The sequence below is a fragment of the Pseudomonas granadensis genome, assembly GCF_900105485.1.
In the GTDB taxonomy this organism is placed as follows: domain Bacteria; phylum Pseudomonadota; class Gammaproteobacteria; order Pseudomonadales; family Pseudomonadaceae; genus Aquipseudomonas; species Aquipseudomonas granadensis.
The window spans coordinates 4,859,553-4,884,420 of sequence record NZ_LT629778.1 but is presented as its reverse complement, the minus strand read 5'-3'; the positions used below and the strand labels follow the sequence as shown (position 1 = coordinate 4,884,420).

The following is a 24,868-nucleotide window of genomic DNA, read 5'->3' as shown; positions in this document are numbered from 1 at the left end:
TGAGCCTGCTCGCGATAGCGGTGGGTCATTCAATGCGGTTGTGACTGACAGACCGCTATCGCGAGCAGGCTCACTCCTACAGGGGCGGTGCGATATTCGAGATCGTGCAATTTGCCGGAATTTTCTGCGCTGTCGTGCAGTTTGAAACAGGCGTGGTGCCAGCATTTTCTCGGTAACTGATTGATTTTCATAAGCTTTGCCGCGTGCAGCGATTGGCCTGATCTCTGCACCTCTCAACTGGAAACCATTGAACCAGCATAAGGGGAACGCATGACCCCGACACCGCGCAAGAAAATCGTTGTCGCTCACTCGGTGCGTCCCGACGCGCCGCAACATGAAGTACAGACCAACAAGGCCCTGGCGCGCTGGCTGGCGCAGATTCTCGGGTGCAAGTTCGGTGGCAGTTTCGATGCGGAGAAACACCGCGGTCGCGACCTGTATCTATTACCCACGCAAACCATCGTCGGCACCGCCCACGCCGAGGAACTGGGCATCAGCGGCCCGGACGATCTTTGGGGCGGTTTCGTCGAACATGATTTCATCTGCACCAAAGCCATCAGCCACGGTTTGCGCAGCCACTTGGCTAGCGCGCCGTCGGGCTGGTCGCCGCTGTTTTCCGAACGGGTGCGCAACGTTGTGCTCGATGGGCTCAGCGTTTTCGCCCTGGAAGATGCACGGCCAGCCGCGGAACATCTGCTGTATGCCGGGCCGATCCGCATCAAGCCGATTCATGCCTGCGCCGGTCGCGGCCAGGAAGTGATCGGCAGCCTCGACGCCTTCGATGAAATCCTCGCCCGGCCCGATGCGGAAAAGCTGTTCAGCGAGGGCGTGGTGCTCGAGCAGGACTTGAGCAAAGTGGTGACCCACAGCGTTGGCCAGTCATTCATCGGCGGCAAGGTGCTGAGTTACTGCGGCGATCAGTACCTGACCGAGGATGGTCAGGGCGAGGAGGTCTACGGCGGTTCCAATCTGCTGGTGGTGCAGGGTGGTTACGAAGCTTTGCTGGCGCTGGATCTGCCCGACGACGTACGTCTGGCCATCGAACAGGCCCAAGTGTTCGACAGCGCTGCGGATGAAGCCTACCCGCGCTTCTTCGCCTCGCGACGCAATTACGACATTGCCCAGGGTCTCGACAGCAGTGGCAACCCGCGCAGCGGTGTGCTCGAACAATCCTGGCGCATGGGCGGGGCGAGCAGTGCCGAAGTCGCGGCGCTGCAGAGTTTCGTCAACGATCCGGGGATGCGCGCGATTCGCGTGTCTTCGGTGGAAACCTACATCGATCAGGCGCTGCCGGTGGACGCCATCGAGGTCTATCGCGGCCCCGCCGAAAGCAGCGACTTTCTTCTCAAATATGTAACGGTCAAATCCTATGACGGCTAGAAGCGAAAGCATTCAAATCGACATTGATGATGAACAGATGAGCGGGACGTTTCTCAGCCCGAAATCGAAAGTCCCCGGCGTGCTGTTCGTGCACGGTTGGGGCGGCAGTCAGGAGCGTGATCTTGAACGCGCCAAGGGCATCGCCGGTCTGGGTTGCGTGTGCCTCACCTTCGATTTACGCGGGCACACCGGCGGTACCGGTATTCCGCTGAGCCGGGTGACCCGTGAGGACAATCTGCGCGACTTGCTCGCCGCCTACGATCGCTTGCTGGCGCACCCGGCACTCGACACGTCGGCGATCGCCGTGGTCGGCACCAGCTACGGCGGTTATCTGGCCTCGATTCTGACTTCGTTGCGCCCGGTGCGCTGGCTGGCGCTGCGGGTGCCGGCGCTGTACCGCGACGAGCAGTGGCACACGCCCAAGCGCGATCTGGACAAGGCGGATCTGCGTGACTATCGCGGCACGCTGGTGCGCGCTGACAGCAACCGCGCTTTGCATGCCTGTTCGCAATTCACCGGGGACGTTTTGCTGGTGCAGTCGGAAACCGATGACTTCGTCCCCCACGCGACGATCATGAGTTATCGCGCGGCGTGCCAGCAGACCCATTCATTGACGCACCGGATCATTGATGGTGCCGATCATGCGCTGAGCGATCCGGTGTCGCAGCAGGCGTATACCTCGATTCTGGTGGACTGGATTACCGAGATGGTGGTCGGGGAGCGGTTGAGCATTATCCAGTCCAGATGAGTTGTTGATTTTTCGGGCCCCATCGCTAGCAGGGCTAGCTCCCACTGGGAATGTGTTTCAGAACTGAGGCCGCAGCTGCTGCCATGGTTTGGATGCATTCCAACCTGTGGGAGCTAGCCCTGCTAGCGATGGCGCCGTCAGCCTCACCGCAATGCTCAGGAAGGCTTCTTCTCGATCCGCAACGCCTTCGCCTTCGCTTCCACCACCAGATACATCACCAGCGTGATCAGCAGCGGCAACAGAAAGTAAATCGCCCGATACGCCAGCAATCCCGCCACCAGACTGCCGCGCGATACCTCATGTTGCAGCAGCGCCACAAACACCGCTTCGAGCACACCAAGCCCGGCCGGGATATGCGTGATGACCCCGGCAATTGCGCTGATCAGCAGCACACCCAGCACCAGTGGATAATCGAGTTTGCTTGGCAACAGGGTGAAAATCACCGCCGCCATCAGCGACCAGTTCAACGCGCCGAGCAGTAGTTGCAGCACCGCCATGCGCAGCGAGGGCAGATTGATTTCGACGTTGCGAATCGACCACTCACGGCGTTTGGAAAACCGGCACGCGGCCAGGTAACCCGCGCTCACCAGCAACAGCAAAACGCCGATGCCCTGCAATGCGGTGCTGCTGATTTTCCAGCCCGGTGGCATGCTCACCAGGCCGCTGGTGAATACCACGCCGGCGATGGTCATGTAGCCGAACCAGTTGGTCGCCAGGCTCAGGCCGAGAATCTTGGCGATGTTGCTTTTGCTCACTCCCAGTCGTGAATACAGGCGATAGCGCATGGCGATCCCGCCGACCCAAGCGCTGAGATTGAGGTTGAATGCGTAGCTGATGATTCCCACCGGCAGGATCTGTTTCCAGGTCAGATCCTGACGAATGTAAGTGCGGCCGATCAGGTCGAAACTGGCGTACACCAGAAAGCTCAGCAGCGTCAGGCTGGCAGCGATGATCAGCGTACGCACCTTGAAGTCGGCGAGCGTTTGCAGGACCTCGGCCCATTCGATGCGCATGGCAAACATGGTCAGCAAGACGATCAGGGCGAGAAAGAACAGCAGCGTCAGCGGACGCTTCCAGCGGCTCCATTTCGAATGTTGCGCCGGTGCCGACTGCTCGGCCGAATGCGTTTCGGTATGGCTCATGTCAGGTTCCCTCGAAATGGCTTGAGCCTTGGTTTATGTGCCGGCAGCCAGCCGGCCATGGCCGGAAAATGCCGCAGGAAGTGGAACACCAGGAAACCCACAGTCATGTGCCAGATGCGCCCGCGCGGCAACTTCGCCGGGTCCATGGCTTTGCAGTGGTTGCGGCTGAGGTCTTCGAGGCGTTCGTACAGATGTTGATTGAATGCGCGATCGCGGATCAGCACATTGGCTTCAAGGTTCAGCGACAGGCTCAGCGGATCGAGATTGCTCGAACCGACGGTGCTCCATTCTTCGTCCATCAATGCGACTTTGCCGTGCAGCGGACGCTGGCAATATTCGTGAATCTGCACGCCGGCCTTGAGCAGATAATCGTAGGTCATGCGCGCGGCGATCTTGGCCACCAGCATGTCCGGCTGACCTTGCAGAATCAGCCGTACCTCGACGCCCCGGCGCGCGGCATTACGGATCTCGCGCAGCAAGCGATAGCCAGGGAAGAAATAGGCATTGGCGATCACCACCCGGTGTTTGGCGTGGCGCAGCGCCTGCAAATAAACATCTTCGATGTCGGTGTGGTGCTGGTCGTTATCGCGAAACACCAGACGCACCTGGCCGTCGTGGTCGTTGAAAGCCATTTCGGCACGCCGTTGGCGCCGGCGTTGCCACCAGAATTTCGCCCGTCCCGGACGACCGCTCTGCAGCAAGGCGAAGTGGTGAATATCAGCCACCGCCGGGCCCTGGATTTCCACCGAGTAATCCTGCTTGGCTTCGGAGCCGAAATCGGCCAGGTGATCGCCGGAGAAATTGATCCCGCCGATGAACGCGATCGTGCCGTCGACCACCACGATCTTTCGGTGCAGACGGCGGAACCAGTTGGTGCGAATGCCCAAGTGCTTGGGGGCGGGGTCAAAAATCTGCAAATGCACGCCAGCGTCGCTGAGTGCCGTGAGGTAGCTGGTGCTCAGCTCGCCACAGCCAAAGCCGTCAAGGCTCACCGTGGTGCGCACGCCACGCCGGGCGGCGTCGATGAGAATTTCTTGAAGTTCGGCGCCGACCTTGTCTTCAAAGACGATAAACGTCTCGAGGAGAATTTCACTTTTCGCCGCACGCATTGCCGCAAACACCCGCGGGAAATATTCCTCGCCGTTTTCCAGCAGTTCGATGCGGTTGCCGCCGTGCCAGCGGTACTGCACGTCAACGTGGCCGGGCTCGCGGATCGGCGGGGTGATGGTCATCGGCTCCACGGCGGATTTCTCCAGTGGCGAGCTGCTCATAGTTGGATCTCCACCGACAGCGGGACATGATCGGAAAGGTGTGACCAGGGCCGGTTCGCCAGAACTTTCGGCTGGCTGGCCTTGAGGTTGCGCACATAGATGCGGTCCAGGCGCAGGGCCGGCAGGCGCGCCGGAAAGCTGCGTGCCGGTTTGCCCTGATGTTCGGCGAACACTTCGCGCAAGCCGCACGGCTTGAGCTGCGCATCGGCACGCTGGCGCCAGTCATTGAAATCGCCGGCGACGATTACCGGCGCGTCCTGCGGCAATTCGGCCAGACGCTGCATCAGCAGATCCAGTTGCGCGTTGCGATGGCTCTCGCGCAAACCCAGGTGCACGCAGATCGCATGCACCTCGGCGCCGTCACCGGGCAAGCGCAGCACGCAGTGCAACAGGCCGCGGTTCTCGTGGCCGCTGATCGACACGTCGAGATTGTCGTGACGGATGATCTGGAATTTCGACAGCAGCGCATTGCCGTGGTCGCCATCCGGGTACACCGCATTGCGCCCGTAGGCAAACTGTGGCCAGAGGCTGTCGGCGAGAAATTCGTACTGCGGCATCGTCGGCCAGTTGTCGAAGCGCTTGTGGTGATGTTCGTGGGTGCCGTGGACTTCCTGCAAAAACACCACATCGGCGGCGACGCTGCGCACCGCCTCGCGCAACTCCGGGAGGATGAAACGCCGGTTGAGCGCAGTGAAACCCTTGTGCGTGTTGACCGTCAGCACGGTGAAGGTACGTACCGACGGCGCGCTTACCGAGCCTTCATCGGTAAAGCCGACCGGTTCTGGAATGCTCATGCCAACACTCCTTCGCCAGCGGGTTCGCCAGGGGCGGTGGCGAGGTCCTTGTCGAGATCGAAACGCTGCAGCAGGTTACGCGCGTCGTAGGGCGCGCGGACCTTGATGTCGTTGTCGAAATAGCAGAACACTTCGCGGGATTTGCGCGCGCGCGGTTTCAGGCGCGGGGCGATCAGCTGCGCATCCTGCGGTTGCCCGCCGTGATGCCAGGCGTCGATGCGCTCGGCCCAGCGCTCCAGGGCCTCGGCGCTGTAGCCGCTGGCGTAGAGCTCTTCGGCACCGTGCAGACGCAGGTAGACAAAGTCGCTGGTGACGTCTTCGCGGTACGGCCATTTATTGGCGGTGTCGGCGATCACCAGTGCGGTGTTGTGGCGCTTGAGCAAGCGTACGAATTCGGGATCGATAAAGCTGTCGTTGCGGATTTCCACCGCATGGCGCAAGGGCTTTTTACGCCAGGCTTTGACGCTGACCGGGCCACGCAGGTGCTCATCATGCTGACGGGCGAGTGCGGCGGCGGCTTCGGTGTCGCGCGGCAATTGGGCGAGGAAATTTTCGAAGCGCTCAGGCTCGAACTTGAAGTTGGGCGGGAACTGCCAGAGGATCGGCCCGAGCTTTTCCTTGAGTTCCAGCACGCCAGAAGCAAAGAAATTCGCCAGCGGTTTTTCGATTTCGCGCAAGCGCCGCACATGAGTGATGAAGCGTGGCGCCTTGACGCTGAACACGAATTCGTCCGGGGTCTCGGCGTACCACTGGGCGTAGCGTTCCGGCCGTTGCAAGGCGTAGAACGATCCATTGATTTCGATGCTGTTGACGGCGCGCGAGGCGAATTGCAATTCGCGCTTCTGCGCCAGCCCCTTCGGGTAGAAATCCCCGCGCCACGGGGTGTAGCGCCAGCCTGAAATACCGATGTGAATCGCCGCCATCCCATCCTCCCGTAGAAAGTCCTCGTGTTGCCGGTGTTTTGTGATGACTGCGACGGGGGCGGGAAAGTTTCGACGGTGTTACGGGCGGTCGGCGTGGGGGATTGTTCAGAAGCGAAGATCAAAAGCTTGCCCCCTCACCCCAGCCCTCTCCCCCAAGGGGGCGAGGGGGAAGGGAGCAGATCTTCATGACTTCAAAAGTTGCATTCGCCTTGAATTTTCAGGTTTGTGCGCCTCCAGCATGCAACGCGGTCGGCTCCCTCTCCTGGGGGAGAGGGTTGGGGTGAGGGCGCTCTTGAACTTGCCGCGCAATTACCGATCAGTTCCTTACAGGTTCACCCACAGGAGTCACGCGTTTTGACCAGGTTCAGGATCGCCGTTGTGCTGGGCGCGCTGCTGTTTCTCGGCGCCAGTGAAGTCGAGGCTGCTGCGTTGCCGGGCGTTCCGGCCAGCGCCGAAACCAGCGAAAAAGCCGCCGAACCCGAGCCGCTGGTGCAGGGCGGGCTGCTCGGTGCGATCAGTACCAGCATCGATGACGTGCAGGAAAAGCTCGACCTCAACGAAGATCTGGTCGACGCCTGGCGTTTGCGCGCCGACCGAGCTGCCGACGAAGTCGACAAACTGGTCAAGCAACCCTCGAATCGCTCGGGCTGGAGCGTTGCCGGGGATTTCCTCACTTTGTCCGGTGCCTGGCTCGGTAGTTTTGCCGTACTGACCGTACTCGGCAGCCTGTTGGCCAAACGCCTGCGCGAAGGCCGCTGGCTGCGCACACGCCAGCGCGGTCAGGACTTGCTCGGTTATCTGCTGCCGTTCACCGTGCCAGCGTTGATCTGCCTGCCACTGACCCTTTATGTGAGTCATTTTCTGCAAGCCTCGGTTGGCCGCGCCTTGGCGCTGTGTCTGGCTTACGCGACCAGCAGTGGCATCTTTTCCACCTCGATGCTGCTGTGCGTGGTCGTGGTGTTCAATGTCGGGCACAAACGTACCGCCGCGCGAATCATCCGCCAATACTGCCCGCGACCGCTGTTCCTGATCGGCTTTCTCGCCGCGCTCAGCGATGCCTTGACCAGTCCGCAGATCGCCCGGCAACTGGGCGGCAACATCACCAGCAGCATCGCCGTGTTCACTGGCCTGATCGCCTCGATCATCTTCGGCTTGCTGGTGATCCGCCTGCGTCGTCCGGTGGCGCATCTGATCCGTAACCGCTCGCTGAGCCAGCGCCTGAAACAGCCGTCGCTGCAAGAGTCGCTGCGGATTTTTTCCGGGCTGTGGTATTGGCCGATCGTGCTGATGGTGCTGGTCTCGGCGGTGAGCCTGATCGGCATCGGCGAGGATAATCAGAAAGCCCTGCGCTGCGCCTTGTTCACCACGGTCTTGCTGATCGGCACGGTGTTTCTCAGCACCGTGCTGCAGCATCTGTTCAAGTCGCGCAAGGCCGAAGCGATCCAGCGCAGCAGCGCCTACAAGGAACGTTTTCTCAGCCTGTTGCACGCGTTGCTGCGGATCGTCATCGCAATTGCCTTCCTCGATATTCTTGGGCGGATCTGGGGCGTGTCGCTGCTTGATTTTGCCCAGAGCAGCGCGGTGGGCCGGGCGATCAGCGAGGCGTTGAGCAGCATCGGCCTGATCTTTCTGGTGACGTGGCTGCTGTGGGTGGTGCTGGACACGGCGATTCAGGAAGCGCTGAAACCGCCGCTGAGCAAACGCGCAGCGCGCCAGCCGAGCACGCGGGTGAAAACCATCCTGCCGCTGCTGCGCAACGCGATCAAAATCATCCTGGTGGTGATCTGCGCGATTACCACCATGGCCAATCTGGGGATCAACGTTGCGCCATTGCTGGCGGGTGCCGGGGTGGTCGGTCTGGCGATCGGTTTCGGCTCGCAGCAATTGGTTCAGGACGTGATCACCGGGTTGTTCATCATCATCGAAGACACCCTGTCGATCGGCGATTGGGTGGTGCTCGATTCCGGGCATGCCGGTACGGTCGAAGGGCTGACCATCCGCACCCTGCGCCTGCGCGACGGCAAGGGCTTCGTGCACTCGGTGCCGTTCGGCCAGATCAAAGCGGTCACCAACCAGTCGCGGCAGTTCGCCTTCGCATTTTTCTCGGTGCAGTTCACCTATGACACCGACGTGGACAGGGCCATCGAACTGATCCGCGAGACCGGCGATTCGATCCGCGAAGACCCGTTCCTCAAGTACAACCTGCAGGGGCCACTGGATGTATTCGGGGTCGACAGGATGGACCTCAACGGCGTGGTGCTGACCGCGCAATTCCGCACGGTGTCGGGCGGACAATATGCGGTGAGCAGGGCGTTCAACCAGCGTTTGAAGAAGCTTGTGGATAACACCGCGAATGTGCATTTCGCGCAGACTTATCCACAGCAGGTGGTGTTGCCCAAACGTCAGCCGGTGGATGAGGTTGCCGGGGTGGAGGTGCCGCAGGAATCGCGCACTTGACGCAATATTTGTGGGGGCGTGACTGGCCTCATCGCGAGCAGGCTCACTCCTACAGGGGAACGCATTCCAAATGTAGGAGTGAGCCTGCTCGCGATAGGGCCATAACAGACGCCCTCAATGTCGGATCAGCTTGCTGTGCACCTGCTCCGCCGCAGCCTGATCCAGCTCCGACCAGATCTGCTGCTTGCCGGCAATCATTGCCGCCACCGCAACCCCATCGCGATACACCAGCCGATTACTCGCCAGCGCCGGCACTTTCACCCCCGGCAACAAGGTCCCGGCGAGGTTCAACGGGTCGACGCCGCAGACCATCACCAGACTGCCGTCGTGCGGGCGCCGGCGTACTTCGCGCAACAAGGGAATTGCCTCGGGCAGGGCAAACTGCTCGCCCGCCAGACCACTGACAAAGCGCCCGCCACGAATCTCGCCACGCGCTTCGAGCCGATGGAACGTGCGCAATAGCTCGCGCCAGCTCGGCAACCAGTCCGCCTCACGTTCAAGCAAGCGCCAGAACACCACGCCGTAGCGGCGCAGCAACGTCATGGCGACATGCTCCAGCGTTTGGCTGTTATCCACTGCCGTACCGCGCCGCAACAAGGCCCAGCGTCCGGCATCGTCCATGCCACCGACAAACGCGCCGCGCCCGCGTCGACTGCTGCGCTGCTGACGCTTGCTCGGCGGGGTGATCAGTGCGCGCAGGCCGGCGAAGCTGTCGGCGTTTACCAACCCGGCGCCGACCAGTTCCTGCAAGGCGATCTCCAGTTCGCTGCGCAGCAGGTGCGCTTCGTGAACCAGCTCATCGAAAAACAACGCGCCGTGCTGGCTCAAGGCGTCGAACACTTTGCGGGTTTTCGGCGACAGTTCGTCTACCGGCGTCTGTTCGGCCAGCGCACTCCACAAGCCGACCTGACTGCGCGGCAGCAACACGATCGGTGTGCTGCGCAACGCCGTGCCGCTGACCTTTTGCCGAGCGCTGAGGCGCGTCCACACCAGTTTGCCGTTGCGGCACAGATCATCCAGCCAGCTCGGCGAATAGTCCTTGAGCCGCGCCGGCAGGATGTCGCTGTCCCACGCCGAAGCCGCCGCCGCGTAGCCTTCGAACTGGCCGACAATTGCCGGCAACACAGCGCTGCCCTGACCGCGCGTCGAGGCTGACAGGTGCTGCCAGTCGAACAGAAAGCGCATGAAATCCTGTAACGCCACCGGTTCGATTTCCCGGCGCAGACGCTTGACCGTGTAGCGATGGATGCGCGCGAGCAGATGCCGTTCGCACCATTCCTCGTCATTCAGATTCGGCGTGAATTGGCCGCGCAGCACATAACCTTCGCGCTCCAGTTGAGTGAGGGTTTGAGCGACCTGCGCAGTCGGCAACGCCAGCGGTTGGGCGATGGCGAGTAACGGCAGCGGGCCGAACCCGGCGAGGCGCGCGCGGATCACTTCGAGCAAGGCGTCATCGAAACTCCACGCTGCGTCGAAGCCGGGCAATGCGTCCAGCTCGCGCTGCGGCGTGGCCTGTGGATAAAGCGCTTGCAGGCAGGTCAGGCGCTCGCGGGCCAGCCACAAAGAATGCTCGGCATCGACCTGCAGACAACACGCGCGACCGCTGCTGGCCAGGGTCTGCAGCCACTCGCGCCAGCCGTCATTGGCGGTAACTTCCGCTGCGCTGATGCAAGCCAGGCTCATCAGCGCTTCGTGCATTTCATCCACCGAATTCGCCGTTGGCCAGGCCTCTTCGCGTACTGCGGCAATCGCGTCGGCATCCAGCGCACCGAGGTCATCGGTCGATTGCGGATCGCTCCAGCGCCGGTTGATCACCGCTTGCGTGCGGCGCTCTTCCAGCGGCGCGTCATCGAGAAAGGTGTACGGCCGCGCGCTGAGAATTTCTGCGGCGAGCGGCGAGGGCGCCGGCAGGTCGCGGCTGATCAGGCGCACCTCGCCGCGTTCCATGCGTCGCAACAGCGTAAGCCAGCCTTCGCTGTCCATCGCTTCGTGCAGGCAGTCGTCGAGGGTTTGTTCGATCAGCGGATGCTCGGGGATTTCCCGTTCGCCGGCGAGGTTTTCCAGGCAGGCGATCTGATCGGGAAACACGCTGGCGATCAGGTCTTCGCTTTTCATCCGCTGCAACTGCGGCGCGACTTTGCGCCCGCCGGTAAAGCGTGGCAGCGCCAACGCGACTCCGGCGTTCCAGCGCCAGCGCACGCCGAACAGCGGCGCATCCAACACCGCCTGGATCAGAATGTGTTCGGCACTGTTGCTGTGCAGGTAGCGCCAGACGTCGTCGAGTTCAAAGCTGTGACTGGTCGACAGCGACAGCACGATTGCGTCTTCGCTGGCGGCGGCCTGCAATTCGAAATTGAAGGTGCGGCAAAAGCGCTTGCGCAGGGCCAGGCCCCAGGCGCGGTTGATACGGCTGCCGAACGGCGTGTGGATGATCAGTTGCGTGCCGCCGGATTCGTCGAAAAACCGCTCCATCAGCAGCGTGTCCTGCGAGGGCAGGGCGCCGAGGGTCTGCCGTGCGCGGGCCAGATACTCGACCAGTTGCTCGGCGCTGGCGAGGTTGAGGCCCAGGGTCTGGGTCAGCCAGTCGAGCGCCGGTTGCAAATTACCGGGGCTGGCGCCGAGCAGTTCGTCGAGCTGCGCTTGCAGGCGTGCCACCGCGGCGGACAGCTCATCGCTGCGGCCCGGGGCTTCGCCGAGCCAGAACGGGATGGTCGGCGGCTGGCCGTGGGCATCCTCGACGCGCACCTTGCCGGCCTCCACGCGCAGGATGCGGTACGACGTATTACCGAGCTGGAACACGTCGCCGGCAATGCTTTCGACGGCGAAGTCTTCGTTGACGCTGCCGATGTTCAGGCCCTGCGGTTCGAGCAGCACGCTGTAGTCGGCGTTGTCCGGAATCGTCCCGCCGCTGGTCACCGCGGTCAGTTGCGCGCCGCGCCGGCCGCGCAAGGTGCGGCTGACGGCGTCGCGGTGCAGATACGCACTGCGGATGCCCTGGCGGCCGTTGTAGCCTTCGGCGAGCATGCTCAGCAGCGCCTGATAGTGTTTTTCGTCGAGATCGCGATAGGGCGCGGCGCGGCGGAACATGGCCAGCAAGGCGTCTTCCGGCCATTCCTGACAGCTGACCTCGGCAATGATCTGCTGCGCCAGCACATCCAGCGGCGCTTGCGGTATGTGCAACGTGTCGAGTTCACCACGACGCACGCAATCGAGCAGGGCGGCGCATTCGATCAGATCGTCACGGGTGGTGGCGAACAACCGTCCCTTCGGCGTGCCGCCGACCTGGTGGCCCGAACGGCCGACCCGCTGCAGGAAACCGGCAATCGAGCGCGGCGAACTGATCTGGCAGACCAGATCGACTTCGCCGATATCGATGCCCAGTTCCAGCGATGCCGTGGCGATCAGCACCTGCAACTCACCGCGCTTGAGCCGCTGCTCGGCATCGAGGCGAAACTCCTTGGCGAGGCTGCCGTGGTGCGCCGCCACTGCGTGTTTGCCGAGGCGTTCGCTCAGGTGCCGGCTGAGCCGTTCGGCCAGGCGCCGGGTGTTGACGAAAATCAGCGTGGTGCGATGTTCGCGTGCCAGTTCGGCGAGGCGGTTGTAGACCAGCTCCCAGACGTCGTTGGCCATCACCGCCGACAACGGCACCGGCGGTACTTCGATGCCCAGATCCCGTGGGCGGGCATGGCCGATGTCGATGATTTCGCAGGGGCGCTCATGGCCGACGAGAAATTGCGCCACGGCTTCGACCGGTTTCTGTGTGGCGGACAGGCCGATGCGCGTCAGCGGCTCGCTGCACAAGGCTTGCAGGCGCTCCAGACTCAGGGCCAGATGACTGCCGCGCTTGCCGGCGGCCATCGCGTGGATTTCATCGATGATCACCGTGCGCGTGGTGCCGAGCATTTTGCGGCCTGACTCGGAACCGAGCAGCACATACAGCGATTCGGGAGTGGTCACCAGAATATGCGGCGCGGTCTTGCGCATGGCCGCGCGGTCTTTTTGCGGGGTGTCGCCGGTGCGCACGGCCGTGGTGATCTGCAGCTCGGGCAGACCCAGTTGGCGCAGTTGTTCGGTGATGCCGGCCAGCGGATTCTGCAGGTTGATCTGGATGTCATTCGACAGCGCTTTGAGCGGCGAGACGTAGACCACCAGGGTTTGATCGGGCAGGCCGTCGGGGTTTTCCAGGCCGCGATGAACAAGGTCATCGAGTACGGCGAGAAATGCGGTCAGGGTTTTGCCGGAACCGGTCGGCGCGGCGATCAGCGTCGAGCGGCGCTGACGGATCAACGGCCAGGCACGAGCCTGAGCGGCGGTGACCGCCGGGAACGTGTGGCTGAACCAGGCGCTGACGGCAGGGTGGAAACCGGCCAGGGCGTTGTCGGCGGGTAGGGGCAGATTCATGGATAAAGTTATGCGGGCGGGGGAGGGAAGATGCAAGTACCGTTCGGACCCCTTCGCGAGCAGGCTCACTCCTACAGGGGAACGCATTCCAAATGTAGGAGTGAGCCTGCTCGCGATAGCGGTAGTCGGAACAATACAAATCCTGGGATGTGCACTTTGCGGATGACGGTTGCGCACTAAACCCGCAAAATGCAACGATTCCGGCAATTATCGACGACGGTTCCACGAGATCCGTTGCTAAAGCCATCGTTCCAATCAGACTGGGCCTGCTGACTCTATGCGAATGCGCCTTATGTTACTGGGCGGCGGAAATGCCCTTGGGCAGGCGCTGATTCGCCTCGGTGCGGAGGAAGACATCGGTTTCCTCGCCCCCCGCCCGCCCGAAAACGGCTGGGATGCCGCGAGCCTGACGCAACTGCTGGACGACACCCGTCCCGATGCGTTGATCAACCTCGCCTACTATTTCGACTGGTTCCAGGCCGAGACCATCAGCGAAACCCGCATGGCCGGGCAGGAACGTGCGATCGAACGTCTGGCCGAACTGTGCCAGCACCACAACATCGTCCTCGTGCAGCCGTCGAGTTATCGGGTGTTCGACGGTTCGCGCGCTACTGCCTACAGCGAAAAAGACGAGCCGGTGCCGCTGGGCCTGCGCGGCCAGGCCTTGTGGCGTATCGAACAGAGCGTACGCGCCACCTGCCCGCAGCATGTGCTGCTGCGTTTCGGCTGGCTGCTCGATGACAGCCCGGACGGTACCCTTGGGCGTTTTCTCGCCCGCGCCGAGCAACCGGAAGAATTGCTGCTGGCCGATGACCGTCGCGGCAACCCGACGCCGGTCGACGACGCTGCACGGGTGATCATTTCGGTGCTCAAGCAACTCGATTGCGCGGCACCGCTGTGGGGCACGTATCACTACGCCGGCCACGAAGCGACCACGCCGCTGGCGCTGGGCCAGGCGATTCTCACCGAAGCACGCAGCCTGCACGCGCTGGCCATCGAAGCGCCGACCGCTCAGGCCCACGCCGCACGGCCCGACGCTGCCGAAGAGCCGCAACACGCGGTGCTGGCCTGCAAGAAAATTCTGCACACTTTCGGGATCAAGCCGCGCGCCTGGCGTGCCGCACTCCCGGGCTTACTGGACAGGTTCTACCGTCATGGCTGAAGGTATCGTTCTAATCACCGGCGGAGCCGGTTTCATCGGCTCGCACCTGACCGACGCGTTGCTCGCCAAAGGTCACTCGGTGCGGGTGCTCGACGACCTGTCGACCGGAAAACGCAGCAACCTGCCGCTGGATAATCCCAAAGTCGAGTTGATCGTCGGCGATGTCGCCGATGCAGCACTGGTGGCGCAAGCCATGCACGGCTGCAGCGCGGTCGCCCATCTGGCGGCGGTGGCGTCGGTGCAAGCGTCGGTGGACGATCCGGTGAAGACTCACCAGAGCAATTTCATCGGTACGCTGAATGTCTGCGAAGCGATGCGTCTGGCCGGGGTCAAACGGGTGTTGTACGCCTCCAGTGCTGCGGTCTATGGCAACAACGGCGAGGGCGAGTCGATCAGCGAAGACACGCCGAAAGCCCCGCTGACACCGTACGCCTCGGACAAACTCGCCGGTGAGCAATATTTCGATTTCTACCGCCGCCAGCATGGCCTGGAACCGGTGATCTTCCGCTTCTTCAACATCTTCGGCCCGCGTCAGGATCCGTCCTCGCCGTACTCCGGGGTCATCAGCATTTTCAGCGAGCGCGCGCAGCAAGGTTTGCCGATCACCGTGTTTGGCGATGGCGAGCAGACGCGCGATTTTCTGTATGTCGAGGATCTGGTCAGTCTGCTGGTGCAGGGGATTGAAAAGCCTCAGGTGGAAATAGGCGCGGTGAACGTTGGCTGGAACCAGTCGATGAGCCTCAAGCAGATGCTCGAAGCATTGAAAGTGGTGGTCGGTGAACTGCCACCGATCAGTTATGGCCCGGCGCGGGCGGGTGATATCCGGCATTCGCGGGCGGATAACGGGCGCTTGCTGGAGCGGTTTGAAATGCCGCGGCAGACGCCGATGAGTGTGGGGTTGGCGCGGTTGTTGGGGCGTGGTTGATAGCACCCTCATCGGAACGCCGCCCGCCTAACCCTCTCCCAGAGGGAGAGGGAACTGACCGAGGTGTTTGTGGGAAATACGGCGACCTGAAATACCGAGCCGAATTCCGGTTTTGAAGAGCCCCCATATCGGCTCCCTCTCCCTCGGGAGAGGGCTGGGGTGAGGGGCCTGGGCCTCAAACGCGCCCAAAATCCCCACCCATGAAAAAGGCGCCCTTCAACAGGCGCCTTTTTCACGGCCGGAATAAACAATCCATCCCAGTGGCAAGGGAACATTGTCCCCCGATCAACGGCGTACCGTCGTCGTCAGTTCCACGCCTGCCTGCCACGAAGCCTCATTCACCACCACGTGAACGTTCGGTCAATCGACTTAGAACTTATAGCCCAAACCGACCATGTAGATGAACGGATCGACATCGACGTTGACCCGAGCGCGAGTGCCCGGCGCGACGGCGTTGTTTTCGACGGTGGCGCGGGTGTCGATGTCGATGTAGCGCACCTGGGCGTTGAGCATGATGTTGTCGGTCAGCATGTAATCGGCACCGACCTGCCATGCCAGGCCCCAGGAGTTTTTCGCCTTGAAGTTGCTGAACCCGTTGGCGCTGGCTTCACTGCCGACGTGCTCGTCATAGATCCAGGTGTAGTTGATGCCGCCGCCGACGTAAGGCTGGAACGCCGATTTCGAATCCAGCGGGTAGTACACGACGCTGAGGGTCGGTGGCAGGTGTTTCAAGGTGCCGAGCTTGCCGTTGGCGGCCGGCAGGGCGGTGCCCTTGAGCTTGACGTCGTGCTCGAATGGCGTGGCGGCGAGCAGTTCGAGGCCGACGTGGTCGGTGAGCATGTAAGCGAAGTTCAGGCCCAGTTGGGTGTCGCTGCTCATGGTCGCCTTGCCGCCCAGATTCGCGCCGCTCAACGGACCCTGATCGACCTTGACGTTGGAGCTGTCGGCCTTCGGGTTGACGGTGATCGCACCGGCGCGGATCAGAATATCGCCGGCCTCGTGGGCGTGGGCGAGCGGGGCTGCGAGCGCAAGGGCAAACAGCGAGGCGCTGAGCAAGGACTTGTTCATGGGGGCTCCGAAAGGACATAAGAAAAATCTGATGCCCTATGGTACGAAGCCCGCTGATCCGGTCTTTTGACTCAGCTCAATGAAACAGTGAAGGGAAAGTTTTGCAGAGCCTTTGATGGCCCTGTCGCGAGCAGGCTCACTCTAAAATTGGAACGCGTTCCCCTGTAGGAGTGAGCCTGCTCGCGATAGCAATTGATCAGACGATACAAAACTCCCGGACTTACTCCGGCAGCTCATACGCATAAATCTTCTGCGCCTCCATCTGATACCCGGCATCCGCCAGTTCGCTGCTCGACGCCTTGACCTGCAACGGCCCCTCGACCCAGTACGGCTGATACAACTCGTCGAGCTTCACGCCGAGTTCGCTTTTTACATGCACGATCTGGTTCGACGGCGGGGGCGGCACGTGGATGCAGGCGCCGAAATACGGCACCAGCAGGAAATCCGTGGTGCGGCCTTCTTCGCTGACTTCCAGCGGCACGATGTAGCCCGGCAAACGAATGTTCTGTCCGTCGAGACTTTGCACCACCGGCGCATCCGGCAGGTCCTGCTTGGCCGCCGGGGCGGATTCGGCCGACAGCGCATCGCCCATCTTCGACAGGTCATGCAGCGGGGTCATGTTCGGTACTTCCGGTGCGGCGTCCGGCGGAATCATTTCCGACCATGTCAGGTCCTTCGGCGCTGCTGCCCAAACGGGCAGGGCAATCATCAACAGCAGCGCGAGCACGGCGCGGGGCATGGTGGACTTCCTCATAAACGGATCGACAGGCCATCGGCCAAAGATTGGCGGTAAGCACGCCAGGCCGGCACGCTGCCCATCAGCAGCGCGGCCGCCAGAATGCCACCGAGCAGCGTCCATTCATACTCGCTCGGCCACGCCAGCGGCAGATACAAACCGTAATTGGCTTGCACGTAACCCTGTGCGGCGGCGATGCCGACGTACAGCAGCGCCAGCCCGGCGATCACCCCGGTCAGCGCCAGGGCAAACGCCTCCAGCACCAGCAGGCTCGCGATGTGCCATGGCCGCGCACCCACCGAACGCAGAATCGCCATCTCGCGGCGCCGCTCGTTGAGGCTGGTGAGAATCGCCGTGAGCATGCCGATCAACCCGGTCAGCACCACAAACAGCGAGACCACGAACAACGCTTTTTCCGCGGTACTCATCAGACTCCACAATTCCTGCAGTGCCACACCCGGGAGGATCGCCAGCATCGGCTCACCGCGAAATTCATTGATTTCGCGCTGCAAGGCGAAGGTGGAAATCTTGCTGTTGAGGCCGAGCATGAACGCGGTGATCGCTTGCGGCGTCAGGTCCATGTTGCGCGCCTGATCCGCGCTGATCCGGCCGTTGCCGCGCGCCGGCACACCGTTGTGCCAGTCGATGTGGATCGCTTCCATGCCGCCGAGGCTGATGTGCAACGTGCGATCGACCGGGGTCCCGGTGCGCTGCAGGATGCCGACCACGGTGAACGGTTTGTCGTCGTGCTTGACCAGACTGATCGCCGCCACGCCGTGGGCCAGCACCAGTTTGTCGCCGAGCGTGTAGTGCAACGCTTCGGCGACTTCGGCACCGAGCACCACTTCGAACGGATCTGTCGCAAACGCGCGTCCGTCGGCCAGGGCCAAGTGCTGCTGACGGCCGTACTGGTAATGCTCGAAATAGGCTTCGGTGGTGCCCATCACGCGGTAGCCACGATGGGAGTCGCCGAGAGACATCGGGATCGCCCACTTCACTTTTGGATTGTTGGCGAAGTGCTCGAAGCTGTCCCAGCGAATATTGTTGGTGGCATTGCCGATGCGGAACACCGAGTACAGCAACAGATTCACCGAGCCGGAGCGTGCGCCGACAATCAGGTCGGTGCCGCTGATGGTGCTGGCGAAACTGGCTTTGGCTTCGGTGCGCACGCGCTCGACCGCCAGCAGCAAACACACCGATAAAGCGATGGCGAACGCAGTGAGCAAAGCGGTGAAACGGCGGTTGGCCAAGCTGGCCATGGCCAGACGAAACAGATACATCTCAGACCTCGGCAGACGTGGCGGCGCGATTGAGTTCGGCCAGGGACAGGTGACGATCGAACAGCGGCGCCAGGCTCTGGTCGTGGCTGACGAACAGCAAGCTGGAACCGGCTTCGCGGCATTCGGCGAACAGCAGACGAATGAAATTTTCCCGGGCGTCGTAATCCAGCGCCGAAGTCGGCTCGTCAGCGATCACCAGCTCCGGCTGGCCGATCAGTGCACGCGCAGCGGCGACCCGTTGTTGTTGGCCGATCGACAATGAATCGGCGCGACGGCTGAGGAGGCTTTCATCCTTCAACCCCAAGTGAGCGAGCAGGGTCGCGGCGGCCTGATCGACGCTGCCGTGGCGCTGTTTCGCTCGCTGGGCGCGCAGTTTCGAAAAGTGGCAGGGCAGTTCAACGTTCTCGCGCACCGAGAGAAACGGCAGCAGGTTGAACTGCTGGAAAATGTAGCCGGTGTGGTCGACACGAAAGGTGTCGCGGGCACCGGCGGAGAGCTCGGTCAGCTCCTGGCCGAGCAGGCGAATGCTGCCACGGCCCGGCTTCTGCACGCCGCCGAGTAAGCCGAGCAGGGTGGTCTTGCCGCTGCCGCTCGGGCCTTTGAGAAACAGGGTTTCGCCGGCTTCCAGGCGAAACGCCGGAATGTCCAGCAACGGTGGGTGACCGGGCCAGTTGAAGCCCAGGTCGGACAGTTCGATGAGTGCTTGGGTCATGTGCAACCGGTCAGGTAATTGAGTGACGCTTTTGTAGGCGTGAGCCTGCTCGCGATAGCGTCGTGTCAGTTGAGATCAAGTTGTCTGACATACCGCTATCGCGAGCAGGCTCACGCCTACAGGGGATCTTCATACAGTTCAGAACTTCAGCGACGCCGCCTTGGCCGTCACTTCCGTACCTTGCTGGCCGCTGGCGCTGATCAGTTGTACCTGAATCTTTTGTGTGGCCGGGAAGGTCTTGAACAGATTCGTCAGATCCAGCGTCTTCAGCGCACCAGGCGTAGTGCAGGTGAACTGATAGTGCGCATGGATTTCGCTGTGCTCGTGGTGATGCTCGTGGCCGTCCTTGTCCGCTTCATCTTCGTCATGATCGTCGGCATCCGGCTTGTCGCCGAACAGCGGACTTTCCAGTTCCTGACTGGCCACCTTGCAACCGGCCGCCGCAGGCAGACTGAACAGCGCCAACGGTTTTTCCAGCTGCGCACGAGCGGCAGCGACCTTGGCCTTGTCAGCGTCCGAAGTGGCCGCATGCTCGAAACCCACCAGGTTCATCGCCGGGCTTTCCAGCTCAAGCTCCAGAGTCTGGCCATCGAGCGCGGCATTGAGTCGACCCACGCCGTGCTCATGGGCGCCGAGGCTGCCGTGCTCATGATCATGATCATGATCGTGGTCATGCTCGTCAGCGGCGTAGGCAACGGCCAGCGGCAACAGGGCAAATGGCAAAGCGAGCAACAAACGACGCATGGCGAACTCCGGGGCGTAAAGTGAAAAGTTTGTTATGTAATCTTATAACGAAAGTGCGCAGAGTTTGCCCGTGTGCTTGGCGTTACACAAGTCCCGTGGGAGCATGCAGGTCGGAAAAAGGCAGGAGCGAATTCAATGTTGCGGATACGCGGAACCGTCGGCGCGCTGCCGGTGGATTTGACGGTGGAGCTGGATGACAGTGACTGGGCCAGGCTTGGTTCGGTGCTGAGTGCTCAGGCACCGCTGGCTCAGTCGGAAGTGGCTGCAGCGGTGCCGGCGGCGAAACCGCAGGGGCAGGACGATGCGTTGTGGCAAGTGGCGAAGGATCTGTTGCGCCAGGCCGGGCAGCTCAGCGGGCCGGACTTGCTTGATCAACTGGAAGGGCTGACCGGAAGTGCGGTGGCGGGCAAGCGCTTGCTGGTGCGCTTGCGCCACAGTTCGCAGGTGAAAGTGCAGAGCGGCGCGGATACGCCGCTCTATAGCTGGGTCGAGTGAGCGCTTAGTACAGCGCAGCGAAGACCTTGCGGCGATAAGCGGTCACCAGCGGATGATCGTTGCCGAGCAGCTCGAACACTTGCAGCAGGGTCTTGTGCGGCAAGCCTTCGCCGTAGCTGCGATTGCGGATGAACAGTTTGAGCAGGGCTTCCAGCGCCGCTTCGTACTGTTGACGCGCCAGTTGCTGGATCGCCAATTGATAGGCCGCTTCATCGTCCTGCGGGTTTTGCGCCAGACGGCTTTTCAGCTCGGCGGCGTCAGGCAGGTCGCGGGCCAGCCCGAGGAACTGGATCTGCGCCTTGGCGCCAGCCAGTGCGGCTTTGTGCTCGTCACTCTTGACCGCGTCGAGCACGGTCTGCGCTTCACTCAGTTCACCGCGCTCGGTCAGGCAGCGTGCATACAGAATCAGTGCCTTGGCGTTGCTGTTGTCCTCCTGGAGCATGGCTACCAGCGCTGATTCGGCGTCGGCGTAGCGCCCGTCATCGAACAGCGCCTGAGCCTGTTCGAACGGGTCGGCAGCGGCCGGTGGCGGCATTTGCACGTGAGGTTCGAGCAGCGCGCGCACCGCGGATTCCGGTTGCGCACCGGCAAAACCGTCGACCGGTTGACCGTCTTTGAACAGCACCACGGTCGGCAGGCTGCGAATGCCGAAGCGGGCGACGATGTCCTGCTCGACGTCGCAATTGACCTTGGCCAGCAGCAACTCGCCCTGATAGCTCTGGGCGATGCCTTGCAACATCGGCATCAGCGCCTTGCACGGCGCGCACCATTCGGCCCAGAAATCCACCAGCACCGGTTTGTTGAAAGAAGCCTCGATCACCGACTGGTCGAAATCGGCCGTCGTGGCGTCGAAGATGTACGGCGTTTGCTCACTCATGAGGAATCTCGTCAAAGCGTGGATGGGGCAACTATAAGGCTTGGTGGGGTGTGGCCGGAAGCGGGGCAGATTTTGAGAGGTGTACCGCTAAGCAGGACGCCATCGCTGGCAAGCCAGCTCCCACAGGGTTCTGTGTCGTATACGAAATGTTGGTTCGACTCGGTCACTGTGGGAGCGGGCTTGCCCGCGATGCTTTTAGCTAGCGCCGCGCATGGTAGAGGCTGACATGTCTGAATTCTTCGGGCTCGGCCAGATCGGGGAGGGTCATCGCCTCGAGCATCTCGATCCGTTGATACAACGGATGGCGAAAATCCCGCACCCGTGAATCGGCCACCAGCGCCTCGCGCCCGCGACTGAGAAACGCATCGAGCAGCGGCAGATTCGCCCGGTCATACAGCACGTCCGCGACCAGAATCAGATCGAAGCGATCGGCCTCGGCGAAGAAGTCGGTCGAGTAACTCATCTCGACATCATTCAACATGGCATTCGCCCGACACGCTGCAATCGCCAGTGGATCGAGATCGCAGGCCACCACTTCCAGCGCGCCGGCTTTCACCGCCGCGATCCCGGCAATCCCGGAACCGGCGCCGAAATCCAGCACGCGCTTGCCGAGCACCCACTCGGGAAACTCCGCCAGATAGCGCGCCACCGCCAGCCCGCTGGCCCAGCAGAAACTCCAGTAGGGCGGCTCGTGCAGGATGCGCTGGGTCTCTTCCTGGCTGAATTCGCGGGCCATGTTGTCGCCGTCGATCAGCCACAACTGCAAATCGGTGCCGGGCAACGAGCAGGCTTTGAGGCGGGCGTCGCCAAGCAGTTCACCCAGCGCCCGTTGCAGGTCGAGCGGTGCCGTCATGGGGCTTTGACAAATTGCAGTTGGCCCAGCGCCTGGGTGGTTGGCTGAGTAATGGTCTGCGACGGCAGGTGCAGGATCAACTGACCGGACTGGCTGGCGCGACCACGCAGCTCAACCCGCGCACCGGCCGGGAAGGCCTCGGGGTTGAAGCGCAGGCGAAACGGCAGCAGTTGATTGGTGCCGATCAGGCTCGAGCTGGCAAGCAATTGTTGCGGGCGATCCTTTTCATCGATCACCAGCAGCGCCAGCTCGACTTCGGCCCCGGCGGGTACGCCTTGCAGGGTGCCGCTCAGCTCCCGTTGATAGGCCGGCAGCGGGCCGAGTTCGGCGGCCTCTTTGGCTTTTTTCTGTGCCTGCTGTGGCGCTGGACCTGGCGTTGGCGGCTGGGGCTTGGGCGCGTCGCTGCCACAGGCCACCAGCAGGCTGAAAAGACTGAGCAATACGAGCGGACGTAACGGCATTGGAGGCTCCGGCAGAATGAATTCCATGGATCAAACGATCATGCCGTTCTGTATACCGCAAAGGCTATGGCTTGTCTTGCCACCGGGATGCGCTACCATGGCCCTCCCTTTTTTTGTTGCCAGCCACCATGCACTGTCCCTTCTGCGGTGCCAACGACACCAAGGTCATCGACTCGCGTCTGGTCGCCGAGGGCGAACAGGTGCGCCGCCGGCGTGAATGCCTGGCCTGCGGCGAACGTTTCACGACGTTCGAGACGGCCGAACTGGTGTTGCCGCGCCTGATCAAAACCGACGGCAGCCGTCAGCCGTTCGACGAAGAAAAACTCCGTGCCGGCATGCAGCGCGCGCTGGAGAAACGTCCGGTGAGCGTCGAGCGCCTCGAATCCTCTCTGGCCCACATCAAGCACAAGCTGCGTGCCACCGGCGAGCGCGAGGTCAAATCCCTCGTCGTCGGTGAGCTGGTGATGGCCGAACTGCAAAAGCTCGATGAAGTCGCCTACATCCGTTTCGCCTCGGTGTACAAGCGCTTCCAGGACCTCAACGAGTTCCGCGAAGAGATCGACCGCCTCGCCCGCGAACCGGTGCAAGAATGACCGCCGCCGAGCAGGCCACCATCGACGCGCATTTCATGGCGCGCGCGCTGGAATTGGCGCGCAAAGGTCACTACACCACCCATCCCAATCCACGGGTCGGCTGTGTGGTGGTGCGCGACGGGCAGATTGTCGGCGAAGGCTGGCATGAACGCGCCGGCGAACCTCACGCTGAAGTTCACGCGTTGCGTGCTGCCGGTGAGCAGGCCCGCGGCGCCACCGCGTATGTCACTCTCGAACCGTGCAGCCACCACGGCCGCACGCCGCCGTGCGCCGATGCGTTGGTCAATGCTGGCGTAGCGCGGGTTGTAGCAGCGATGCGCGACCCTAATCCGCAAGTCGCCGGACGCGGTTTGCAGCGCCTGGCCGATGCCGGCATCGCCACCGAAAGCGGCGTGCTGGAGGCCGAAGCGCGCGCGCTCAATCAAGGCTTTCTGAAACGCATGGAACATGGCTTGCCGTTCGTACGGGTCAAACTGGCGATGAGCCTCGATGGCCGCACCGCAATGGAAAGCGGCGAGAGCCAGTGGATCACTGGCCCGGCTGCGCGTTCAGCAGTCCAGCGCTTGCGCGCCGAGGCGGCAGTGGTGCTGACCGGCGCCGATACCGTGCTGGCCGACGGTGCGCGCTTGACCGTGCGTGCTGACGAGTTGGGGCTGGACGCCGAGCAAACCGCGCTGGCCATGAGCCGCCCGCCGTTGCGCGTGTTGATCGACGGCCGCCTGCGGGTGCCGCTGGATGCGTCGTTCTTCAAGGCCGGCCCGGCGCTGGTCGCCACCTGCGTTGCGGTCGAAGAGCAGTACGCCAACGGCCCGGAATGTCTGATCGTGCCGGGTGACGATGGTCAGGTCGACCTGCATCAACTGCTGCTGGAATTGGCCCATCGCGGCGTCAACGAGGTGCTGGTCGAGGCCGGCCCGCGTCTGGCCGGGGCTTTCGCGCAGCTTGGTCTGGTCGACGAATTCGTGATTTTCATCGCCGGCAAGTTTCTCGGCTCCACGGCGCGTCCGCTGCTCGACTGGCCGCTGGCTTCCATGAAGGATGCGCCCGAGCTGAAAATCACTGAAATCCGCGCGGTCGGCGATGACTGGCGAGTCACTGCCCGCCCTGTCCCTGCGGCGCGCGTATAATTCCCGGCCATCGCCTTAGCGCTGGCCCCGTTCTCAAGGAGAACCCCATGTTCACCGGCATCATCGAATCCATCGGCAGCATCCGTGCACTGACCCCCAAGGGCGGCGATGTGCGTGTGCATGTCGACACCGGCAAGCTCGACCTGAGCGACGTCAAACTCGGCGACAGCATCGCCGTCAACGGCGTCTGCCTGACCGCGGTTGAGCTGCCAGGCAACGGTTTTGCCGCCGACGTCAGCCGCGAAACCCTCGACTGCACCGCCATGAACGACCTGAAAAGCGGCAGCCCGGTCAATCTGGAAAAAGCCCTGACCCCCACCACCCGTCTCGGCGGACATCTGGTCAGCGGCCACGTCGACGGTGTCGGCGAAGTGGTATCGCGCAGCGACAACGCCCGTGCCGTGGAATTCTGCATCCGCGCGCCAAAGGAACTGGCCAAGTACATCGCCCACAAAGGCTCGATCACCGTCGACGGCACCAGCCTGACTGTGAATGCCGTCGATGGCGCCGAATTCATGCTGACGATCATCCCGCACACCCTGAGCGAAACCATCATGGCGTCGTATAAGCCAGGTCGTCGGGTGAATCTTGAGGTCGACCTGCTGGCGCGTTATCTGGAGCGTCTGCTGCTGGGTGACAAGGCCGCCGAGAAGACCGCCGGCAGCACGATCACCGAAAGCTTTCTGGCCCAAAACGGCTACCTCAAATAATTCAAAAGA

The 24,868-nt window shown here is 62.3% G+C and carries 22 protein-coding genes; 9 read left to right on the top strand and 13 right to left on the bottom strand.

The features are described 5' to 3' along the window. Positions 1–270: 270 nt before the first annotated feature. Both BLU52_RS21695 and BLU52_RS21690 read left to right on the top strand, forming a co-directional pair. Positions 271–1,380: a DUF3182 family protein gene (locus BLU52_RS21695; RefSeq protein WP_090286747.1), complete on the top strand. Its 1,110-nt coding sequence runs from the start codon at positions 271–273 to the stop codon at positions 1,378–1,380. Further along, complete coding sequence (locus BLU52_RS21690) at positions 1,370–2,128, top strand: alpha/beta hydrolase family protein (protein ID WP_090286744.1); 759 nt, start codon at positions 1,370–1,372, stop codon at positions 2,126–2,128. Before BLU52_RS21695 ends, BLU52_RS21690 begins: the two co-directional genes overlap by 11 nt. A gap of 155 nt (positions 2,129–2,283) precedes the next feature. On the opposite strand, the gene BLU52_RS21685 is transcribed toward BLU52_RS21690, so the two are convergent. From BLU52_RS21685 to BLU52_RS21670, 4 genes are read right to left on the bottom strand one after another with little or no spacing between them, the layout of a single operon-like run. After that, entirely contained in the window at positions 2,284–3,270 is a 987-nt protein-coding gene (locus BLU52_RS21685) for a lysylphosphatidylglycerol synthase domain-containing protein (RefSeq protein ID WP_090286742.1), read from the bottom strand. Continuing rightward, on the bottom strand, positions 3,267–4,541 hold the full coding sequence (clsB, locus tag BLU52_RS21680) for a cardiolipin synthase ClsB (protein ID WP_090286740.1): 1,275 nt from the start codon (positions 4,539–4,541) through the stop codon (positions 3,267–3,269). Before clsB ends, BLU52_RS21685 begins: the two co-directional genes overlap by 4 nt. Next, positions 4,538–5,335 (bottom strand): endonuclease/exonuclease/phosphatase family protein, encoded by a 798-nt coding sequence (locus BLU52_RS21675; RefSeq protein ID WP_090286739.1) that lies wholly within the window; start codon positions 5,333–5,335, stop codon positions 4,538–4,540. Before BLU52_RS21675 ends, clsB begins: the two co-directional genes overlap by 4 nt. After that, positions 5,332–6,258 (bottom strand): DUF72 domain-containing protein, encoded by a 927-nt coding sequence (locus tag BLU52_RS21670; RefSeq protein WP_090286738.1) that lies wholly within the window; start codon positions 6,256–6,258, stop codon positions 5,332–5,334. The genes BLU52_RS21675 and BLU52_RS21670 overlap by 4 nt, the downstream gene beginning before the upstream one ends. Positions 6,259–6,612: 354 nt before the next feature. Between BLU52_RS21670 and BLU52_RS21665 the strand changes: the two genes are divergently transcribed. Then, complete coding sequence (locus tag BLU52_RS21665) at positions 6,613–8,715, top strand: mechanosensitive ion channel family protein (RefSeq protein WP_090286736.1); 2,103 nt, start codon at positions 6,613–6,615, stop codon at positions 8,713–8,715. 114 nt (positions 8,716–8,829) lie between these two features. On the opposite strand, the gene BLU52_RS21660 is transcribed toward BLU52_RS21665, so the two are convergent. Continuing rightward, on the bottom strand, positions 8,830–13,116 hold the full coding sequence (locus BLU52_RS21660; RefSeq protein ID WP_090286734.1) for a DEAD/DEAH box helicase: 4,287 nt from the start codon (positions 13,114–13,116) through the stop codon (positions 8,830–8,832). Between the two features lie 277 nt (positions 13,117–13,393). Between BLU52_RS21660 and BLU52_RS21655 the strand changes: the two genes are divergently transcribed. Both BLU52_RS21655 and BLU52_RS21650 read left to right on the top strand, forming a co-directional pair. Beyond that, on the top strand, positions 13,394–14,278 hold the full coding sequence (locus BLU52_RS21655) for a sugar nucleotide-binding protein (protein ID WP_090286732.1): 885 nt from the start codon (positions 13,394–13,396) through the stop codon (positions 14,276–14,278). Beyond that, on the top strand, positions 14,271–15,203 hold the full coding sequence (locus tag BLU52_RS21650) for an NAD-dependent epimerase/dehydratase family protein (protein WP_090286730.1): 933 nt from the start codon (positions 14,271–14,273) through the stop codon (positions 15,201–15,203). Before BLU52_RS21655 ends, BLU52_RS21650 begins: the two co-directional genes overlap by 8 nt. A gap of 369 nt (positions 15,204–15,572) precedes the next feature. Here BLU52_RS21650 and BLU52_RS21645 read toward each other — a convergent pair whose 3' ends face one another. The 5 genes from BLU52_RS21645 to BLU52_RS21625 form a co-directional block, all read right to left on the bottom strand. Then, positions 15,573–16,271 (bottom strand): OmpW/AlkL family protein, encoded by a 699-nt coding sequence (locus BLU52_RS21645; RefSeq protein WP_090286728.1) that lies wholly within the window; start codon positions 16,269–16,271, stop codon positions 15,573–15,575. 220 nt (positions 16,272–16,491) lie between these two features. Beyond that, positions 16,492–17,010, bottom strand: a complete 519-nt coding sequence (locus BLU52_RS21640) for a DUF3299 domain-containing protein (RefSeq protein ID WP_090286726.1) — start codon at positions 17,008–17,010, stop codon at positions 16,492–16,494. Between the two features lie 11 nt (positions 17,011–17,021). After that, positions 17,022–18,287, bottom strand: coding sequence for an ABC transporter permease (locus tag BLU52_RS21635; RefSeq protein ID WP_090286723.1), 1,266 nt, complete (start codon positions 18,285–18,287; stop codon positions 17,022–17,024). Between the two features lies 1 nt (position 18,288). Next, positions 18,289–18,999 carry an ABC transporter ATP-binding protein gene (locus BLU52_RS21630; RefSeq protein WP_090286721.1) on the bottom strand — a complete coding sequence of 237 codons (711 nt, stop codon included), beginning with the start codon at positions 18,997–18,999 and terminating at the stop codon, positions 18,289–18,291. 138 nt (positions 19,000–19,137) lie between these two features. After that, complete coding sequence (locus tag BLU52_RS21625) at positions 19,138–19,743, bottom strand: DUF2796 domain-containing protein (RefSeq protein WP_090286719.1); 606 nt, start codon at positions 19,741–19,743, stop codon at positions 19,138–19,140. A gap of 135 nt (positions 19,744–19,878) precedes the next feature. Between BLU52_RS21625 and BLU52_RS21620 the strand changes: the two genes are divergently transcribed. Further along, positions 19,879–20,238, top strand: coding sequence for a hypothetical protein (locus tag BLU52_RS21620; protein ID WP_090286717.1), 360 nt, complete (start codon positions 19,879–19,881; stop codon positions 20,236–20,238). A gap of 4 nt (positions 20,239–20,242) precedes the next feature. Here the strand turns inward: BLU52_RS21620 and trxA are convergent, their stop codons facing one another. The 3 genes from trxA to BLU52_RS21605 all read right to left on the bottom strand — a co-directional run bounded on the left by trxA (position 20,243) and on the right by BLU52_RS21605 (position 22,429). After that, entirely contained in the window at positions 20,243–21,115 is an 873-nt protein-coding gene (gene trxA / locus BLU52_RS21615) for a thioredoxin (RefSeq protein WP_090286715.1), read from the bottom strand. 199 nt (positions 21,116–21,314) lie between these two features. Beyond that, positions 21,315–21,968, bottom strand: coding sequence for a class I SAM-dependent methyltransferase (locus tag BLU52_RS21610; protein ID WP_090286714.1), 654 nt, complete (start codon positions 21,966–21,968; stop codon positions 21,315–21,317). Continuing rightward, complete coding sequence (locus BLU52_RS21605; RefSeq protein ID WP_090286712.1) at positions 21,965–22,429, bottom strand: YbaY family lipoprotein; 465 nt, start codon at positions 22,427–22,429, stop codon at positions 21,965–21,967. Before BLU52_RS21605 ends, BLU52_RS21610 begins: the two co-directional genes overlap by 4 nt. A gap of 128 nt (positions 22,430–22,557) precedes the next feature. Between BLU52_RS21605 and nrdR the strand changes: the two genes are divergently transcribed. The 3 genes from nrdR to BLU52_RS21590 are packed head-to-tail and all read left to right on the top strand — an operon-like array spanning position 22,558 to position 24,859. Next, positions 22,558–23,022: a transcriptional regulator NrdR gene (gene nrdR / locus BLU52_RS21600; protein ID WP_167359914.1), complete on the top strand. Its 465-nt coding sequence runs from the start codon at positions 22,558–22,560 to the stop codon at positions 23,020–23,022. Then, positions 23,019–24,149: a bifunctional diaminohydroxyphosphoribosylaminopyrimidine deaminase/5-amino-6-(5-phosphoribosylamino)uracil reductase RibD gene (gene ribD, locus BLU52_RS21595; protein ID WP_090286711.1), complete on the top strand. Its 1,131-nt coding sequence runs from the start codon at positions 23,019–23,021 to the stop codon at positions 24,147–24,149. The genes nrdR and ribD overlap by 4 nt, the downstream gene beginning before the upstream one ends. Before the next feature lie 47 nt (positions 24,150–24,196). Further along, positions 24,197–24,859, top strand: a complete 663-nt coding sequence (locus tag BLU52_RS21590) for a riboflavin synthase (RefSeq protein WP_090286709.1) — start codon at positions 24,197–24,199, stop codon at positions 24,857–24,859. The last annotated feature ends 9 nt before the right edge of the window (positions 24,860–24,868 follow it).

What these genes read in the sequence shown, in the direction of transcription:
- BLU52_RS21660 (WP_090286734.1), bottom strand. Translation starts at nt 13,116, where the DNA reads ATGAATCTGCCCCTACCCGCCGACAACGCCCTGGCCGGTTTCCACCCT.
- BLU52_RS21625 (WP_090286719.1), bottom strand. Translation starts at nt 19,743, where the DNA reads ATGCGTCGTTTGTTGCTCGCTTTGCCATTTGCCCTGTTGCCGCTGGCC.
- BLU52_RS21685 (WP_090286742.1), bottom strand. Translation starts at nt 3,270, where the DNA reads ATGAGCCATACCGAAACGCATTCGGCCGAGCAGTCGGCACCGGCGCAA.
- BLU52_RS21655 (WP_090286732.1), top strand. Translation starts at nt 13,394, where the DNA reads ATGCGAATGCGCCTTATGTTACTGGGCGGCGGAAATGCCCTTGGGCAG.
- trxA (WP_090286715.1), bottom strand. Translation starts at nt 21,115, where the DNA reads ATGAGTGAGCAAACGCCGTACATCTTCGACGCCACGACGGCCGATTTC.
- BLU52_RS21620 (WP_090286717.1), top strand. Translation starts at nt 19,879, where the DNA reads ATGTTGCGGATACGCGGAACCGTCGGCGCGCTGCCGGTGGATTTGACG.
- BLU52_RS21675 (WP_090286739.1), bottom strand. Translation starts at nt 5,335, where the DNA reads ATGAGCATTCCAGAACCGGTCGGCTTTACCGATGAAGGCTCGGTAAGC.
- ribD (WP_090286711.1), top strand. Translation starts at nt 23,019, where the DNA reads ATGACCGCCGCCGAGCAGGCCACCATCGACGCGCATTTCATGGCGCGC.
- BLU52_RS21630 (WP_090286721.1), bottom strand. Translation starts at nt 18,999, where the DNA reads ATGACCCAAGCACTCATCGAACTGTCCGACCTGGGCTTCAACTGGCCC.
- BLU52_RS21640 (WP_090286726.1), bottom strand. Translation starts at nt 17,010, where the DNA reads ATGCCCCGCGCCGTGCTCGCGCTGCTGTTGATGATTGCCCTGCCCGTT.
- BLU52_RS21610 (WP_090286714.1), bottom strand. Translation starts at nt 21,968, where the DNA reads ATGACGGCACCGCTCGACCTGCAACGGGCGCTGGGTGAACTGCTTGGC.
- nrdR (WP_167359914.1), top strand. Translation starts at nt 22,558, where the DNA reads ATGCACTGTCCCTTCTGCGGTGCCAACGACACCAAGGTCATCGACTCG.
- BLU52_RS21690 (WP_090286744.1), top strand. Translation starts at nt 1,370, where the DNA reads ATGACGGCTAGAAGCGAAAGCATTCAAATCGACATTGATGATGAACAG.
- BLU52_RS21635 (WP_090286723.1), bottom strand. Translation starts at nt 18,287, where the DNA reads ATGTATCTGTTTCGTCTGGCCATGGCCAGCTTGGCCAACCGCCGTTTC.
- BLU52_RS21605 (WP_090286712.1), bottom strand. Translation starts at nt 22,429, where the DNA reads ATGCCGTTACGTCCGCTCGTATTGCTCAGTCTTTTCAGCCTGCTGGTG.
- BLU52_RS21670 (WP_090286738.1), bottom strand. Translation starts at nt 6,258, where the DNA reads ATGGCGGCGATTCACATCGGTATTTCAGGCTGGCGCTACACCCCGTGG.
- BLU52_RS21590 (WP_090286709.1), top strand. Translation starts at nt 24,197, where the DNA reads ATGTTCACCGGCATCATCGAATCCATCGGCAGCATCCGTGCACTGACC.
- BLU52_RS21645 (WP_090286728.1), bottom strand. Translation starts at nt 16,271, where the DNA reads ATGAACAAGTCCTTGCTCAGCGCCTCGCTGTTTGCCCTTGCGCTCGCA.
- clsB (WP_090286740.1), bottom strand. Translation starts at nt 4,541, where the DNA reads ATGAGCAGCTCGCCACTGGAGAAATCCGCCGTGGAGCCGATGACCATC.
- BLU52_RS21695 (WP_090286747.1), top strand. Translation starts at nt 271, where the DNA reads ATGACCCCGACACCGCGCAAGAAAATCGTTGTCGCTCACTCGGTGCGT.
- BLU52_RS21650 (WP_090286730.1), top strand. Translation starts at nt 14,271, where the DNA reads ATGGCTGAAGGTATCGTTCTAATCACCGGCGGAGCCGGTTTCATCGGC.